The 14,103-nt window shown below is 66.6% G+C and carries 18 protein-coding genes and 1 pseudogene; 7 read left to right on the forward strand and 12 right to left on the reverse strand.

What is annotated here, in order from left to right:
* Nucleotide 1 precedes the first annotated feature (1 nt).
* Nucleotides 2–778, reverse strand: coding sequence for a helix-turn-helix transcriptional regulator (locus AU192_RS00630; protein ID WP_064393780.1), 777 nt, complete (start codon nucleotides 776–778; stop codon nucleotides 2–4).
* A 110-nt stretch (nucleotides 779–888) separates the two neighbouring features.
* Here AU192_RS00630 and AU192_RS00635 point away from each other — a divergent pair, with 110 nt between their 5' ends.
* Nucleotides 889–1,176, forward strand: coding sequence for a hypothetical protein (locus tag AU192_RS00635; protein ID WP_064393781.1), 288 nt, complete (start codon nucleotides 889–891; stop codon nucleotides 1,174–1,176).
* A 235-nt stretch (nucleotides 1,177–1,411) separates the two neighbouring features.
* Here the strand turns inward: AU192_RS00635 and AU192_RS00640 are convergent, their stop codons facing one another.
* Nucleotides 1,412–2,701, reverse strand: coding sequence for a cytochrome P450 (locus AU192_RS00640; protein ID WP_064393782.1), 1,290 nt, complete (start codon nucleotides 2,699–2,701; stop codon nucleotides 1,412–1,414).
* A gap of 250 nt (nucleotides 2,702–2,951) precedes the next feature.
* Between AU192_RS00640 and AU192_RS00645 the strand changes: the two genes are divergently transcribed.
* Nucleotides 2,952–3,527 (forward strand): hypothetical protein, encoded by a 576-nt coding sequence (locus AU192_RS00645; protein ID WP_064393783.1) that lies wholly within the window; start codon nucleotides 2,952–2,954, stop codon nucleotides 3,525–3,527.
* On the opposite strand, the gene AU192_RS00650 is transcribed toward AU192_RS00645, so the two are convergent.
* Nucleotides 3,443–4,003 (reverse strand): hypothetical protein, encoded by a 561-nt coding sequence (locus AU192_RS00650; protein ID WP_174522745.1) that lies wholly within the window; start codon nucleotides 4,001–4,003, stop codon nucleotides 3,443–3,445. The two genes, AU192_RS00645 and AU192_RS00650, sit on opposite strands and share 85 nt — an antisense overlap.
* A complete protein-coding gene (locus AU192_RS00655) occupies nucleotides 4,000–4,617 on the reverse strand; it encodes a DUF2867 domain-containing protein (protein ID WP_064393784.1) in 618 nt (205 codons plus the stop codon). The genes AU192_RS00650 and AU192_RS00655 overlap by 4 nt, the downstream gene beginning before the upstream one ends.
* 57 nt (nucleotides 4,618–4,674) lie before the next feature.
* Between AU192_RS00655 and AU192_RS00660 the strand changes: the two genes are divergently transcribed.
* Nucleotides 4,675–5,232: a TetR/AcrR family transcriptional regulator gene (locus AU192_RS00660; protein WP_064393785.1), complete on the forward strand. Its 558-nt coding sequence runs from the start codon at nucleotides 4,675–4,677 to the stop codon at nucleotides 5,230–5,232.
* Here AU192_RS00660 and AU192_RS00665 read toward each other — a convergent pair.
* The 5 genes from AU192_RS00665 to AU192_RS00685 form a co-directional block, all read right to left on the reverse strand.
* Nucleotides 5,216–5,548, reverse strand: coding sequence for a DUF6766 family protein (locus tag AU192_RS00665; RefSeq protein WP_064393786.1), 333 nt, complete (start codon nucleotides 5,546–5,548; stop codon nucleotides 5,216–5,218). The genes AU192_RS00660 and AU192_RS00665 overlap by 17 nt on opposite strands.
* A 99-nt stretch (nucleotides 5,549–5,647) precedes the next feature.
* Nucleotides 5,648–6,781, reverse strand: a complete 1,134-nt coding sequence (locus AU192_RS00670; protein WP_064393787.1) for a nitronate monooxygenase — start codon at nucleotides 6,779–6,781, stop codon at nucleotides 5,648–5,650.
* Nucleotides 6,782–6,826: 45 nt separating this feature from the next.
* On the reverse strand, nucleotides 6,827–7,183 hold the full coding sequence (locus tag AU192_RS00675) for a VOC family protein (RefSeq protein ID WP_064393788.1): 357 nt from the start codon (nucleotides 7,181–7,183) through the stop codon (nucleotides 6,827–6,829).
* 78 nt (nucleotides 7,184–7,261) lie between these two features.
* The gene (locus AU192_RS00680) at nucleotides 7,262–8,038 is read right to left on the reverse strand and encodes an HAD family hydrolase (protein ID WP_064393789.1); all 777 of its coding nucleotides are present in this window, start codon (nucleotides 8,036–8,038) and stop codon (nucleotides 7,262–7,264) included.
* A 12-nt stretch (nucleotides 8,039–8,050) separates the two neighbouring features.
* Nucleotides 8,051–9,127 carry an NAD(P)H-dependent amine dehydrogenase family protein gene (locus AU192_RS00685; RefSeq protein WP_064393790.1) on the reverse strand — a complete coding sequence of 359 codons (1,077 nt, stop codon included), beginning with the start codon at nucleotides 9,125–9,127 and terminating at the stop codon, nucleotides 8,051–8,053.
* A gap of 77 nt (nucleotides 9,128–9,204) precedes the next feature.
* On the opposite strand from AU192_RS00685, the gene AU192_RS00690 reads away from it, so the two are divergent.
* Nucleotides 9,205–9,939, forward strand: a complete 735-nt coding sequence (locus AU192_RS00690) for a glucose 1-dehydrogenase (RefSeq protein WP_064393791.1) — start codon at nucleotides 9,205–9,207, stop codon at nucleotides 9,937–9,939.
* A 165-nt stretch (nucleotides 9,940–10,104) separates the two neighbouring features.
* Here the strand turns inward: AU192_RS00690 and AU192_RS00695 are convergent, their stop codons facing one another.
* Nucleotides 10,105–10,491 (reverse strand): PaaI family thioesterase, encoded by a 387-nt coding sequence (locus AU192_RS00695; protein WP_064393792.1) that lies wholly within the window; start codon nucleotides 10,489–10,491, stop codon nucleotides 10,105–10,107.
* Nucleotides 10,492–10,549: 58 nt separating this feature from the next.
* Here AU192_RS00695 and AU192_RS00700 point away from each other — a divergent pair, with 58 nt between their 5' ends.
* From AU192_RS00700 to AU192_RS00705, 3 genes and pseudogenes are all read left to right on the forward strand, one after another.
* Complete coding sequence (locus AU192_RS00700; RefSeq protein WP_064394154.1) at nucleotides 10,550–11,809, forward strand: competence/damage-inducible protein A; 1,260 nt, start codon at nucleotides 10,550–10,552, stop codon at nucleotides 11,807–11,809.
* 34 nt (nucleotides 11,810–11,843) lie between these two features.
* Nucleotides 11,844–11,948 (forward strand): annotated as a pseudogene (locus tag AU192_RS24910) (2OG-Fe dioxygenase family protein); the annotation flags it as partial.
* Between the two features lie 74 nt (nucleotides 11,949–12,022).
* Nucleotides 12,023–12,244 (forward strand): hypothetical protein, encoded by a 222-nt coding sequence (locus tag AU192_RS00705; protein ID WP_064393793.1) that lies wholly within the window; start codon nucleotides 12,023–12,025, stop codon nucleotides 12,242–12,244.
* Nucleotides 12,245–12,275: 31 nt separating this feature from the next.
* Here the strand turns inward: AU192_RS00705 and AU192_RS00710 are convergent, their stop codons facing one another.
* Nucleotides 12,276–13,199, reverse strand: a complete 924-nt coding sequence (locus AU192_RS00710; RefSeq protein WP_064393794.1) for an alpha/beta fold hydrolase — start codon at nucleotides 13,197–13,199, stop codon at nucleotides 12,276–12,278.
* Between the two features lie 38 nt (nucleotides 13,200–13,237).
* A complete protein-coding gene (locus AU192_RS00715; RefSeq protein WP_064394155.1) occupies nucleotides 13,238–14,086 on the reverse strand; it encodes an acyl-CoA thioesterase domain-containing protein in 849 nt (282 codons plus the stop codon).
* Between the last annotated feature and the right edge of the window lie 17 nt (nucleotides 14,087–14,103).

Genomic DNA, 14,103 nt, shown 5'->3' on the forward strand with positions numbered 1-14,103 from the left:
CTCACCGCAAAGCGGCGACGGTGGCGTCGTCAGCGGGCAGGAACGCCTCGATCGAGAGCTCGGCGGCGGTGAGGTCGAGCGCGGTGCCGAACGTCGTCACGGTGGACAGGAAGGTCAACAGGCGCCCGTCGGGTGTGGCGAGCTCGAGCGGTACCGCCACGCTGCCCAGCTCCGATGAGCCGTCGGAACCGCCGGGGTAGGAGTCGATTTCAGCCAAGAGCGACGACAGCTCATCGGAGCCGCTGACCGCGACCTCACGCCGAAGGCGCTCGATGAGGTGATGCCGCCACTGCGCGAGGTTTCTGATCCTCGGCGCCAGGCCGTCGGGATGCAAGGCGATGCGCAGTGCGTTCGGTCGTTCGAGCAGTTCTGGTGCGACACCGTCCATCAGCACGCCGGCACCCTCGTTGGCCCGCACGATCTGCCATCGGCGGTCCACCACGACACACGGAAAAGGGTTGTAGGCGAACAGGACTCGATCGATACCGGCCCGGACTGCGGCCATGTCCGGGTCATCGAGGGACCGCTCGAGGTGCACCGGCGCCAAACCCGCCGCCATCAACAGCTGGTTCTGCTCACGACGCGGCACGTCGAGCACCTCGGCCAGCCGCAGCACCATCGTCCGGCTCGGCGTGGATCGTCCGGTCTCGATGAAGCTGACGTGCCGGGGCGACACATCGGCGGCGACGGCGAGATCGAGCTGGCTGAGCCGACGGCGACCACGCCACTGTTTCAACAGCGCACCGAACGTCTGGGTCTGCACAGCCGCGGAGGTCATGTGGCCAGTGTGGCCGCCCACACGCGCCCGGGCCACTACCTGGTAGGTAATTGCGCCGGTTACCTCAGGAGAGCAGCGTTGTCAGTGCCATCGAACAGAAGGAGGCAATCATGGCAGCGCTACCCGCGACGACGCCCATCCCGCGGTGGCTGCGTTTCGTGCTGATCTCCGACCGCGCCGGGTCGGCGTGGTACATCGGGGCCGGCTTCTTCTTCGCGCCCGTGTTGGCGGCGCTGTCGCCGTGGCCTGCCGTCACCACCGCGCTCTGGATCGTCATCAGCCTCTTCGGGTTATGGCTGGGCCTGCTGGGCATCGCGATGGCGACCGGTCTGGCCCTGGTGCTGAAGTCGAACGGCGAGATACCGGAGGAGTACTGGCGCTCGATCATCGACTACTGATACGCAGTGGGGCCCGGACGGGACAGACCGTGAGGTAAGGCATGCCCCCGATGGACAACTCACGGTCCGGTCTTGCGAACAAGACCCGGCTTGGTAGTCGATCCCGTCCGGGTGGAACCAGACACCCGTCTCTTTCAGGTGCCGAACTGACGGTATCGATGCGCTGCGACCCGGCGCGTCCGCCGATCGGACCCTTCCCCGGTGGAAAGGTGTGTCCACCGATCGGGGGACGGCGTCACGGCGCGGGCTCGCTACGGGCGCCGACCGGCGCCCGACCACTGACGGCCGTGTCCGCGCCGACGTAGTCGACCTGCCAGTGTTTGATGCCGTTGAGCCAGCCGGACCGGAGCCGTTCGGGTGGGCTCAGCGGCCGCAGGTTCGGCATCTCGTCGGCGATCGCGTTGAAGATGAGGTCGATCGTCATACGGGCCAGGTTCGCGCCGATGCAGTAGTGCGCACCCGTACCGCCGAATCCCACGTGCGGGTTGGGATCTCGCAGGATGTTGAAGGTGTAGGGGTCGTCGAAGACCTCTTCGTCGAAATTCGCCGACCGGTAGAACATGACAACCCGGTCGCCCCTCTTGATCCTCACACCGGACAGCTCGGTGTCCTCGAGCGCGGTGCGCTGAAACGACGTCACGGGGGTGGCCCAGCGCACGATCTCGTCGGCGGCGGTGACGGGTCGTTCCCGCTTGAAAAGCTCCCACTGGTCGGGGAATTCGGTGAACGCCATCATGCCTTGGGTGATCGAGTTCCGCGTCGTCTCGTTGCCCGCCACCGCCAGCAGGATGACGAAGAAGCCGAACTCGTCGTCGGTGAGTTTGTGCCCCTCGACGTCGGCCTGCACGAGCTTGGTGACCAGATCCTCGCCCGGGTTCTTGCTGCGCTCCGCGGCCATCTGCATGCCGTACATGATCAGCTCTACCGAAGCGGCGGTGGGGTCGTTGCGGGTGTACTCCGGATCCTGATCGCCCACCATCTGATTCGACCAGTGGAACAGCTTCATCCGATCTTCCTGCGGCACACCCATCAGCCCCGCGATCGCCTGCAGTGGAAGCTCGGCCGATACCTGCTCGACGAAGTCGCCGGAGCCCTCGGCGGCGGCCGCCTTGACGATCTTGGCCGCGCGCTCGCGAAGTTCGGCGCGCAGGGATTCGACCGCGCGCGGGGTGAACGCACGCGAGACGATCTTGCGCAGATGCGTATGGTGCGGGGCGTCCTGATTGAGCAGGACAACCTTGCCGCCCTCGAGCGATTCGGGATCGGCCTCGTCACGATAGCGGGGAAGCGCGGTCTTCTTGTTACTGGAGAAGACGTCGCTGCGTCGCGAGATCTCCTTGACGTCCTTGTGCTTGGTGACCACCCAGAAACCGTCGTCCCCGAAGGCCAGGTTTCCTTTCGTCTGTTCGTTCCACCAGATCGGCGCCACCTTCCGCAGCTCGGCGAGTTCGTCGACCGGCAGGCGTTCGGCGTAGATATCTGGATCGGTGAAATCGAATCCGGGCGGAAGGTTCGGAGTCGGCATGGCTGCATCCCTCTATGACGTCGTCTAGTGCCCTCACCGCCTTGCTACACCACGGTCAAGGGCTGGTGAGGCGGGTTCGGGAAAGTCCAACGAAAAGAGAAGTGGAACGTGTTCTCTGCGGCGCGGAAATTGACCTCTTCGTCACGGCGAGCACTCCTGTAACAATTCTGCGAAACTGTTCGAACCAACAGTGACGCCGTCGAAGGGCCGTGCTCCGGTCTTTCGGCGGTAACCCGGGAAGGGGGCAGCGGTGAGGATCGTCATCAACCCGAAGAAGCTTTCGCTGCTTGGCGCGGGAATCGCAGCGGCACTCATGGCCACTGCGCCGCAGACCCTCGCCGAACCTGCCGCGCCGGTTCCTCCGCCGCCGCCGCCCGCAGCGCCCAGCAGCGCACCGGTTCTGGAAGCCGCTGCGCCGGCGCCCGCCCCACAACCGGCAGCCGCCCCGGATCCCTTGGCGTTGATGCGCCCTGCGCCCGCGGCACCGCCGCCCGCGCCTGAAGAAGGCGAAGCACCGGCCACCCCGCCCGAGCCCGTCCCGCATCTCGCGAGCCCGGAGGCGCTGCCGCCGGGGACCGTGCTGGACCCGACCGGCCGAGGAAACGAGAGCCCGAACGTCAGCTACCTGAAGGACTTGTGGTACGCCGTCCAGAGGCATGAGATCAGCGGTAAGGAAGCGTTGATCATGGGTCTCGCACAGCGCGGCATGAACACGCCGATTCCGGACCAGAACCCCGGACCCTACGTTCCGGTCGCACCCGCATCGCCCGCGCCCGCGACAGCGCCCGCACCGCCCGCGCCTACTCCACCGGCACCCGCGCCATAGCGGCGGGCTCGTTCGAGAAGCGACCGGACCGTTTGGACGTGCGACGTCTCGATCGTGGCCCACACAGCCCGCACGAAGGCATTGTTGTGACGGACGAGCGTCGCGAACAGCAATCCGCCGTGCTCGCGACGCAGGACCAGTTCTGCCGGCATCCCGATCCGTGAGTGGGTCCCGACCACCACGAGATCGGCGTCGCGGGCGCGGATGTCCCACCCGAGTATCGACCCGGCCGAACCCGGCGTCCGCAGCTTGAGCCCGATCGCCGACCACGCCGACAACAGCCGGATCCTGGTGTGCAGCGGGGCGTCCTCCAAAACTGTCCGCAGCCATTCTTCGGCGCTGCGCTCGGGTGGATGCTCGGTGTCGACCTCGAACGCGTCGGCGTAGTCGATGCGCCCGAGTGCGCTCGCGGTGAGCAACGCTTCGGGTGGAGAGATCTGCCGAACACGACGATCGGAGGCGTGGCTTCTCGTCATGGTTGACTGCCTTCGTGTCGTGTCGCACCCGGCCCGCTGCGCCACAGTCGGCCGATGTCGCGCAGCATCAGCGGGTAGACGACCAGGTGACGGACGGGAGCGATCGCGCGCAAATACATCCGGCCCATCACCCCGTTGGGCCGGACCAGCACCGCCATCTGCGCGCGGTAAACACCCGTGACGTCGACTACCCAGCCGACGTGCAGCACCCCGTGAACGGTTCGATTGGCGATCTCCATCGCGAACTCGTCGTCGATGCGATACAGGGGCTGAAAATGGGCGTGGTCAACAGCGAGCTTCGTTGCAGTTCCTCGTAATTCGGGGGTGAGCCGGTCTCGCAGGGTAGGGACGCGTACCCCCGTGCTCGCCTCTGGCGTGTCGAGCGCGAACAACCTGCCCAGCGCCCACCGGGTGGCGAACAGAAAGCGCACGACGGGGGAGGTCCGCGCGGGATCGAATGTCCGCCACAGCGTCACGAGTTCGTCGAAGTCATCGCGCCGTCCCGGTGTCGGCAACGCCCAGACGTCGAGAACCTCGAAGCCCTTGGCGATTTCGTGGATTCGCCAGGGACGGGCGAAATGCTCGACGACGTCGAGCCGCTCAGCGCCAAACATACATCACTGTATGCTTGAATTCGTAACGCCGTCAAGGCCCTAGCAGAGGGGACAGGAATGGTCGCTCAAATCCGCACACCACGGAACGGGTGGATCGACGCCGGACTCGAGGCGTTGGCAGCGGGTGGGCCGGACGCCGTTCGGGTGGATTTACTCGCCAAAGCGTTGGGCGTCACGCGTGGCGGCTTCTATTGGCACTTCACCAATCGGCAGGACTTCCTCGACGCACTGTTGGAGTCGTGGGAACGGCGGAGCACCGACGATGTGCTCGCACGTGTGGAGTCCGAGGGTGGCGACGCCAGAGCGAAGGTCCGCAAGGCGGGCCTGCTCACGTTCTCCAAAGAGCTCCTCCCGGTCGACCTGGCGGTGCGCGACTGGGCTCGCCGCGACCGCGCGGTGGCGCGGCGCCTTCGTCGCGTCGACAACCGCCGGATGGAGTACCTGCGTACTCTCATCGGCACTTTCGTGGAGGACGCCGCCGATGTCGAGGCTCGCGCCATGCTCGCCTTCTCGCTGGCGATCGGCGGTCACTTCATCGCCGCCGACCACGCCGGACTAACCCGGCGCGAAGTGGTGGAACGGGCCACCCAGCGGCTTCTCACGGTGGGGGTGTAGGCAGGCCCAACCGGTCTTTGATGTCGTCGATCTTGGCTTCGATGCGCTCCAGATCCTCAGCGTCGACCTTGAACAACCAGTGCTTGGCACCGAGCAGCAAGATCGCCTGGAAGATCAGTTGCAACCACTCGCTCTGCCAGTTCTCGAAGGTGCTCGCGAAGAACTGGTGGAGGTATTCACCCCATATGAACGGTTGCCCATGCTGCTGCTGGGTGCTCGTGAACTCGGCCAGTTGGGTGAAGAACTGGCCGAGCCACGAGCCGACGAACAGCAGGAGCAGTATGTATACGGCCCCCCACCGTCTTATGTGCGTCATGGGTACCCGAGTACCCCAAGATCAGCGGGCCACGCTCAGTACATCGACGCGCAGGGACTGCGCCTACACCGGTGCCATCGTCCGTGCGGCGAGCCACTTCTAGACCGAGGCGGCCTCGTTGATCTCGTCGAGCCTGCCGGTCGCCTCGAGGTACTCCTGCACCCAGCGCTCGATCACCGTCGCGGTCTTCTCGACCTTGCTGAACTGCCCGACCACCTGACCGATCGGGTTGAACGCCACGTCGACGGACTCGTTCGGGTACTTGTGGGTGGCAGCCACCGCCATCCCGGAAACCATGTACTGCAACGGCATTCCGAGCGGCTCGGGGTTGTTGGGGTCCTCCCACGCCTCGGTCCACTCGTTGCGCAGCATCCGCGCGGGCTTACCGGTGAACGACCGGCTGCGCACAGTGTCCTTGCTGGTGGCCTTGACGTACGCGGCGTGCTGAACCGGAGTGTTCTCCGACTCCTCCACCATCACCCACTGCGAACCCGTCCAGGCGCCTTGCGTCCCGAGCGCCAGCGCGGCAGCGATCTGCTCGCCGCTGCCGATGCCGCCTGCGGCCAGCACGGGCACCGGCGCGACCTCCTTGACGACCTGCGGCCACAGCACGATCGAGCCGATCTCGCCGCAGTGCCCGCCGGCCTCGCCGCCCTGGGCGATGATGATGTCCACCCCGGCGTCGGCGTGTTTGCGCGCCTGCGAAGGTGACCCGCACAGCGCGGCGACCTTACGGCCTTCGTCGTGGATGTGCTTGATCATGTCGGCGGGGGGAGTGCCGAGCGCGTTGGCGATCAGCGTGCACTTCGGATGCCGCAGCGCGACCTCGACCTGCGGGGTGGCGGTGGCCTCGGTCCAGCCGAGCAGTTGCAACGCGTCGTCGTCGCTGTGATCGACCGGGACGCCATGCTCGGAGAGGATCTTCTTGGCGAAGTCGATGTGCTCCTGCGGGACGAGATCGTTGAGCGTCTTCTTGAGCACCTCCGGGTCCATATCGGCGGAGTCCATGCCCTCGTACTTGTTCGGGATCACGATGTCCACGCCGTACGGGTGGTCGCCGATGTTCTCGTCGATCCACTTGAGCTCGATCTCGAGCTGCTCCGGTGTGTATCCGACGGCGCCGAGGACGCCGAAGCCGCCGGCCTTGCTCACGGCGACCACCACGTCCCGGCAGTGGGTGAACGCGAAGATCGGATACTCGATGCCGAGGTCGTTACAGATCGGAGTGCGCATACCTGCTCCTTGATGGTCACCGCTCAAATTGAAACGTGTTCTAGTTTAGTACGCACCGAGGTCTTGTACGAAAGAGACCTCGTTACCGTCCGGGTCGACGACGTCGACGACCTTCACCAGATCGGCGATCACGACGACCTCTCCGGTGTCGATGCCGAGCCCCGCCAACTCGGCGATCTGTGCGTCGAGATCGTCGACCCCGATCCGGACCGCCGACCGGCCCGCCCGCGAGTGGTCCGCCATCAGCTGCAGCCACGCCGTCGCGGCGATCTGCCACTCGGCGACGCCCTCGATCGGCTCGAGGTCGGGGCCGCGCCCCATGACCTCGCAGTACCAGGACCGGGCGGCCACAAAGTCGCGCGTCGCGACGACCGCGGCGACGTCGTTGAACTTTGCGGTCACGGTTAGATCTTTCGCTGAGAGTCGGCTTTATGACGCGATTCGGCCCAGATCCCGTCATATTCCCGACGCTCGGCGCGCTCAGTCGTAACCGATGAACCGGCGCAACGACACCAGCCTGCGGTTGCTCGACCCCTCGACCTGCAACACAGGCCACCCGTTTTCGGCCGCCATCGCGGCGAGCCCGGGGCGCGGGTTCACCGGCCGCGGATTGCCGACCAGAGCCATCAACACCGAGTCCTCGTCGCCGTCGGCGTAGAAGTAGCTACGTTGCAGCTCAACATCATTGGCCTCGCAGAAACGCTGCACCGCGGTCGATTTGTTGGCTCCCCAGATGACGGGCTTTCGGATCCGGCCGGTGAGGAGCCCAGCGTCGTCGGTCTCGAAGTGGTTGCACAACACGTGGTCGATCCCGGTGAACCGGGCGACGGGCTCGGCGTGGATGGTCAGCGCCGAGCTGCTGAGCACGACGGTGTGACCGCGCTGCTGGTGGGCTTGGACGATCTCGTGCATGTAGGGGAACACGCGCGCCGCCACCCGTTCGACGAAGAGCCGCTCGCCGAGCTCGTCGAGTTCGGCCAAGGACTCGCCGCGTAGATAACCGGCCGCGCGGGTGAGAAGTCGCTCGAATTGCATGCGGCCCAACCGGTATCGCAGCGACGCTTCGACCACACCGAGCACCTCGCCGATGCGCGCCTGTCTGCGACGGATGCGGTCGGCGGCGTGTGCCGTGGCCGTGAAGCCGTCGACCAGCGTGCCGTCGAGGTCGAAGAACGCTCCGACGCGGGGACCCTGCGGGCTCGCGGCGACTTCGGCTACCGCGTCCACGCGTTTGGGTATCGCCGGCTGCAGGCTCATAGCTTCGTCAGCCTACTGAGCCGAGTACAACCCCTTGCCCGTCACGAGCGGCATGTCCAAAGTGGTCCGGATCCCCGGCGCGGCCGCCACCACGTCCGGGATCGCGTTGACGATGCGGCCGGCCGCGGCCAGGATCGCCGCGTAGTTGTGGTCGCCGTTGCGACTGGTCGGGCAGATGTCCATGACATAGGACGGTTCGCCGGTGATCTCGACACGGTACGAACCGCCCGGCTGTGCGGGTTGGGCCCAATCCGGTCGCAGGTCGCCGCGCAACCGGGTGACGTGCTCGACGACGATCGCCGGCCGGCCTTTGACCATGCCCTCGATCAAGAAGCGCACGGCGGCCACCGTGCCCTTCTTGATCGTGCCGACCGCGACGTCGAAGTCCTCGGGAGCAGGCTCCTGTTCGACGGAATCCTTGATCTCGTCGACCTCGATGCCCAGACCCGCGGCGAGCTGCCGGATCGCGGTGCCCCAGGCGATGCTCAGCACCCCCGGCTGGTACAGCATCGGGAGGTCACCGATCTCGTTGCCGAAACCCATCACATCGAACATCACCGTGGCGCCGTCGTAGCTCGCGTAGTCGGCGATCTCCATCGTGCGGATCTGTTCGATGCTCTGACACGTTCCGGCGAGCGCGAAGGGGAGCAGGTCGGTCACGAAGCCAGGGTCGACGCCCGTCATGAAGACCGTCGAACTCCCTTCTCGGGCAGCGTCTTCGACTCGCTGAATGTACTTGTCAGGGATCACCCGCCACGGGTACTGCAATACGCCGAGACCGGAGCCGACCACATCGATGCCCGCCGCGAGGATCTTGCGCACGTCGGCCATCGCGTCGGGCAGTCGGGTGTCGCCCATCGCGCAGTAGACGACGCACTCCGGTGCGCCGGCGATGATCGCGTCGAGATCATCGACCGCGGTCACTCCGGTGGTGACGTCGAGGCCGGCTAGTTCGCCGGCGTCCTTGCCCACCTTGGCCTCTGACGCGACCCAGACGCCGGTGAGATCGAACCGCGCATCGTCGATGAGTTGCTTCAGCGCGAGGCTGCCGCAGTTGCCGGTTCCGATGAGCGCCACCCGAATAGCCATGGCCTGCAGTATGCGTGCTGGCCAGCCAAATTGGAACAGGTTCTAGTTCTGCGCGGGGTGCGGTAGCCTGACGCCCCATGGGACGTGTGGACGACAAGGTGGCTCTGATCAGTGGCGGAGCGCAGGGGATGGGCGCGGCCGATGCCCGTGCACTGGTTGCCGAGGGTGCCAAGGTGGTAATCGGCGACATCCTCGACGAGAAGGGCAAGGCGCTGGCCGAGGAGATCGGCGAGTCCGCCCGCTACGTGCACCTCGACGTCACCCAGGCCGACCAGTGGGAGGCCGCGGTCGCCACCGCGGTCAACGAATTCGGCAAGCTCAACGTGTTGGTGAACAACGCGGGCACGGTCGCGCTCGGGCAGATCGGTCAGTTCGACATGGCCAAGTGGCAGAAGGTCATCGACGTCAACCTCACCGGCACCTTCCTCGGCATGCAGCATTCGGTTGAGGCGATGAAGGCCGCGGGCGGCGGGTCGATCATCAACATCTCGTCGATCGAGGGATTGCGCGGCGCGGTGATGGTGCACCCGTACGTCGCCTCCAAGTGGGCGGTGCGCGGGCTGACCAAGTCGGCGGCACTCGAGCTGGGGTCGCACAACATTCGGGTGAATTCGGTGCATCCCGGCTTCATCCGCACCCCGATGACCAAACACTTCCCGGACAACATGCTGCGGATTCCGTTGGGCCGGCCCGGTCAGCCCGAGGAGGTCGCCACGTTCGTGGTGTTCCTGGCCAGCGACGAGTCCCGATACTCGACCGGCGCAGAGTACGTCATGGACGGCGGCCTGACCAACGACGTCCCGCACAAGTAGATCTCGCACAGTAGATCTGGCGCCGAACGTGGGTTACCCGCACGTCTTCCGCGCCGCGAGCGTGACATAACCCCACAATCGGCCAGGGGTCTGGTCGGCCAGGGGCCTGGTCGGCCAGGGGTCTAGTCGGCCAGGGGCTAGTCGGCGGGCGCGGTCCGGGTCAGGTCAGTCGACGGCGGCGAAGTTCACCGTCGCGGTCGCTCCGATCTCGTCGTCGTTGCCGCGGTAGATGTCGACCTGCACGACCGCCGAACGTTTCCCGGTACGCAGAATCCGCGCGACCGCCTTCGCCGGCCCGATCTTGATGGGCCGCAGGTAGCGGATGAACAGGTCGGTGGTGGCGATGGCGTGGCCGAACGGGGTGACTCGAGAGGCGAGTTGACCCGCCGTCACGTCGGCCATCGTCGCGATCAAGCCGCCCTGCAGACCGCCCGCGGTGTTGGTGGTCCGCTCGTCGACCGGCATCTCCATCGTCACGGTGCCCTCGGGTGACGGCACCTCGGTCAGGCCGAGTTGGTCGAACAACTCGCGAAGCGACTTGGGCGCGGTCATGGGTAACGACATTACCGCCGTGCGCCGCCGCTGTGTCGGGTGCGTAATGTCGTCAATCGTGAGCGCACGCGCGGGCATCGTCGTCACCGGTACGGAAGTCCTCACCGGCCGGATCCAAGACCTCAACGGACCCTGGCTGGCCGACCGGCTGCTGGAGTTGGGTGTCGAACTGGCACACATCACGATGTGCGGCGACCGGCGCGGCGACATCGAGGCCCAGCTGCGTTTCCTGGCCGACGAGGGTGTGGACCTCATCATCACCACCGGCGGCCTGGGGCCCACTGCCGACGACATGACCGTCGACACCGTGGCTCGGTTCAGCGGCCGAGAGTTGGTGTTGGACAACCGACTCGAGGAGAAGATCGCCGACATCGTGTCGCGGCTGATGGCACGGTTCCCGGACGTCGACGCCGAAGCGATCCGGGTGGCCAACCGCAAACAGGCCCTGATCCCCGAAGGCGCTGACGTCATCGATCCGGTGGGCACCGCACCGGGTGTCGTGGTTCCCGGCTCGCCGACGGTCGTCGTGCTGCCCGGCCCGCCGCGCGAGCTGCAGCCCATGTGGCCGCTGGCGTTGCAGACCGCCGCCGTGCAGAAGGCGATAGCGGGCCGCACGGTGTATCGCCAGGAGATGGTGCGGATGTTCGGGCTTCCGGAGTCCGGTCTGGCCGACACGCTGCGCGACGCCGAACGCGAGGTCGACGGCTTCGATCGGCTCGAGATCACCACCTGCCTGCGGCGCGGCGAACTCGAGGTCGTCACCCGGTTCGAACCCGACGCCGCCGAGACCTATGCCGACCTGATGGCGGTGCTGCGCGATCGTCATGGCGACGCGGTCTTCTCCGAGGACGGCTCGCGAATCGACGACCAGGTCGCCCGGCTGCTGACCGGGCGGCGCATCGCGACCGCGGAGTCGTGCACCGGCGGTCTGTTGGCTGCGCGGCTGACCGACCTCGCGGGTTCGTCGGCGTACGTCGCGGGCGCGGTGGTGGCTTACGCGAACGACGCCAAGTCCGGGTTGCTCGGCGTCGACCCCGCGCTGATCGAAAAGCATGGCGCTGTCTCCGAACCCGTCGCCGAAGCGATGGCCGACGGAGCGCTGAACCGGTTCGGCGCGGACACCGCGGTCGCGATCACCGGCATCGCCGGGCCGGGCGGCGGGACGAAGGAGAAACCGGTCGGCACCGTGTGTTTCAGCCTGAAGCTGGCGGACGGTACTGCGGTCACAAGATCGATGCGGATGCCCGGTGACCGCGCCGATATCCGTGAGCGGTCCACCACGGTGGCCATGCACTTGCTGCGCCGCGCACTGAGCTGACGTCTGACGTTCACGAAATCGGCGGGGTAATCCGGACCGTCGTACGCTTCATGGCGTGACATCCATCCTGCCCATCGATCCGTCCCGACCCGCGCGCCGCGACGTCCTCGTGGTCACGTTCGCGGTGCCAGAGCACTGATGCGCGTCCGCAGCCTCCTGCAGCGGTGCCATGCGGATCGGCTAACGTACGGGTCCGACACAGGAGGAGTACCGATGGCGGAGAACGCGCGCGAGCAGATGTCTGAACGCGCCGTAGAGGTCGGATGGGACCGCAGGGAGGCGGACCGTACCGACTATTACACGCGCAGCCCGGTGCGTATCCACGTGATCTGGCAGGGAAACGACGCCATCAGCGGCGGTGCGCTGTACCACGACGACATCCTGATGGCCTACAGCCGGGACCTGTCCACGGTGTCCGGCTGGCTCAAACGCTGAGCTGAGCGGTCAGGAACGCTGAGCTGAGCGGTCAGGAGCGCTGGCTCTTCTGTTCGTCCCAGACCTTCATCGTCGTCTGCAGGATCTCCTCGGCGCGGCCCAGGCCGGCGAGGTGACTCTCGCCCGGCATCGGGTACAGCTCGGCGTCGCGAAGTTTCGACACGACGTGCTCGCCATGCCTGAACGGGACGATGTGGTCGGCGTCGCCGTGCCACCACCGGACGGGCACGGTGATCTCATCGAGCCGGAAGCCCCAGTCACGGGCGAAGACGACGATGTCGGAGAACGGTGCGGCCAGTTGTTTGCGGCTGCCGTTGAGCAGATCGTCGAGGAACATCGCCTTGATCTCCGGGCGGGCCAGCAGGCGGCGGTCCCCCTCGGGTGACACCCGGCCGTACAGATCGGCGACCGGTGAAGCGACCGGCTTGATAAACCGGATCAGCGCCGAGGCCAGCAGGCCGATCGGGATTCCCGCGTACTGCAGCAGCGGCGCGACGCGCGTGCCGAGGTTGCCCATCAGCCCACCGGGGATCTCGTCGGGGCCGACGGTGGGGGCGACACCGCCGATCACGCTCGCCACAACCACACGGTCCGGCAGCGCGGCCGCGCACCCGAGCGTGTACGGGCCTCCACCGGACAGGCCGACGACGGCCATCTTGTCGATGCCCAGGGTGTCGGCGATGGTGCGCAGATCGACGGCGAAATCGACGACCCGCTCGTACCGATGCGGGGTCGAGGACCCGATGCCGGGCCGGTCGAGGCCGATCAGGCGGATGTTCGCCTTCTCGGCATAGATGCGCGCTTCCATCGGGATCTGGCGGCGGGCACCCGGGGTGCCGTGCAGCCAGAAGATGGCGCGGCCTTGCGGGTCACCGAACTCGGCGAAGCCGATACGTCGATCCTCACCGACAGCGACGCTGCCCTCGAGCTTGGGGCGGGCGATTGCGACAACCATGGCGGAAGTGTCTCATGGTGCCCGGCCGCTGATTGCGATCAGGCCATCCGAAACACGTATGACGCCGCGGTGGTGACACGGTCGTCGACGCCCTCGTCATGCATCAGCACCCGCACCGCGATCGTGTCGGCAGACGCGCGTACCACTTCGGTGTCCACCCGGAATGGGCCAGCCTTTCCGCGCGCCATGAACATCACATGGCAGGACACGCCGTGGAGACGGTCGGTTCCCGCGGCCGCGGCCGCGGCGTCGATGGCGGCGGTCTCGAGGATGACGAACTGCGGTCCGACGTGCAGGGCCGCATCGGGTGATGCGACCTCGACCGACAGTTCGGGCAGCCCCCAGCGGCCGTCTGGTCGACGATGGCCGCCGAACACCTGCCACAGCGGCGGCAGGTCGGGGGAGTCGACGATCTCGAGGGGATTGGCCTCCATTCGTTCCAGTCCCTCGGGCGGGATGCCGATGCTGACCCCCTGACCCTCGATCAGCGCGAGCGCCCGATCCGGGTTGTCGGCGTCGACGATCTTCGCGCGGCTGTAGCCCATCTGGCGGCCGACCCTCAGTTCCTCGGATACCACCTCGAAGCGTCGCACGCCCAGGCCCGGATCGAGGATCTGGCAGGAGTGGATGACCGGGTTCGGCACCGCCTCCAGGTCGGACATGTGGCCGCTCTCGGGTGCTGAGATGCCCAGCACGGCGAACAGCAGCCCACCCGCGGCGTCGCGCATATCGCGGCGCACGGTGACCGTGTTGTCCTCCTCGACGAGATCCATCTGCGCGTAACTGCGGCCGATGTAGCGATAGCTCAGAAGCCCGCCCCACCGCCTCCGCAGTTCCTCGGCGTACTCCTCCGGTGAATCGGTCAACTCCCGGATATCGCGTAACACGCAGCCTCCCATCTGAG

Origin of the sequence: Mycobacterium lehmannii (assembly GCF_001499925.1) — a bacterium.
GTDB lineage: Bacteria > Actinomycetota > Actinomycetes > Mycobacteriales > Mycobacteriaceae > Mycobacterium > Mycobacterium lehmannii.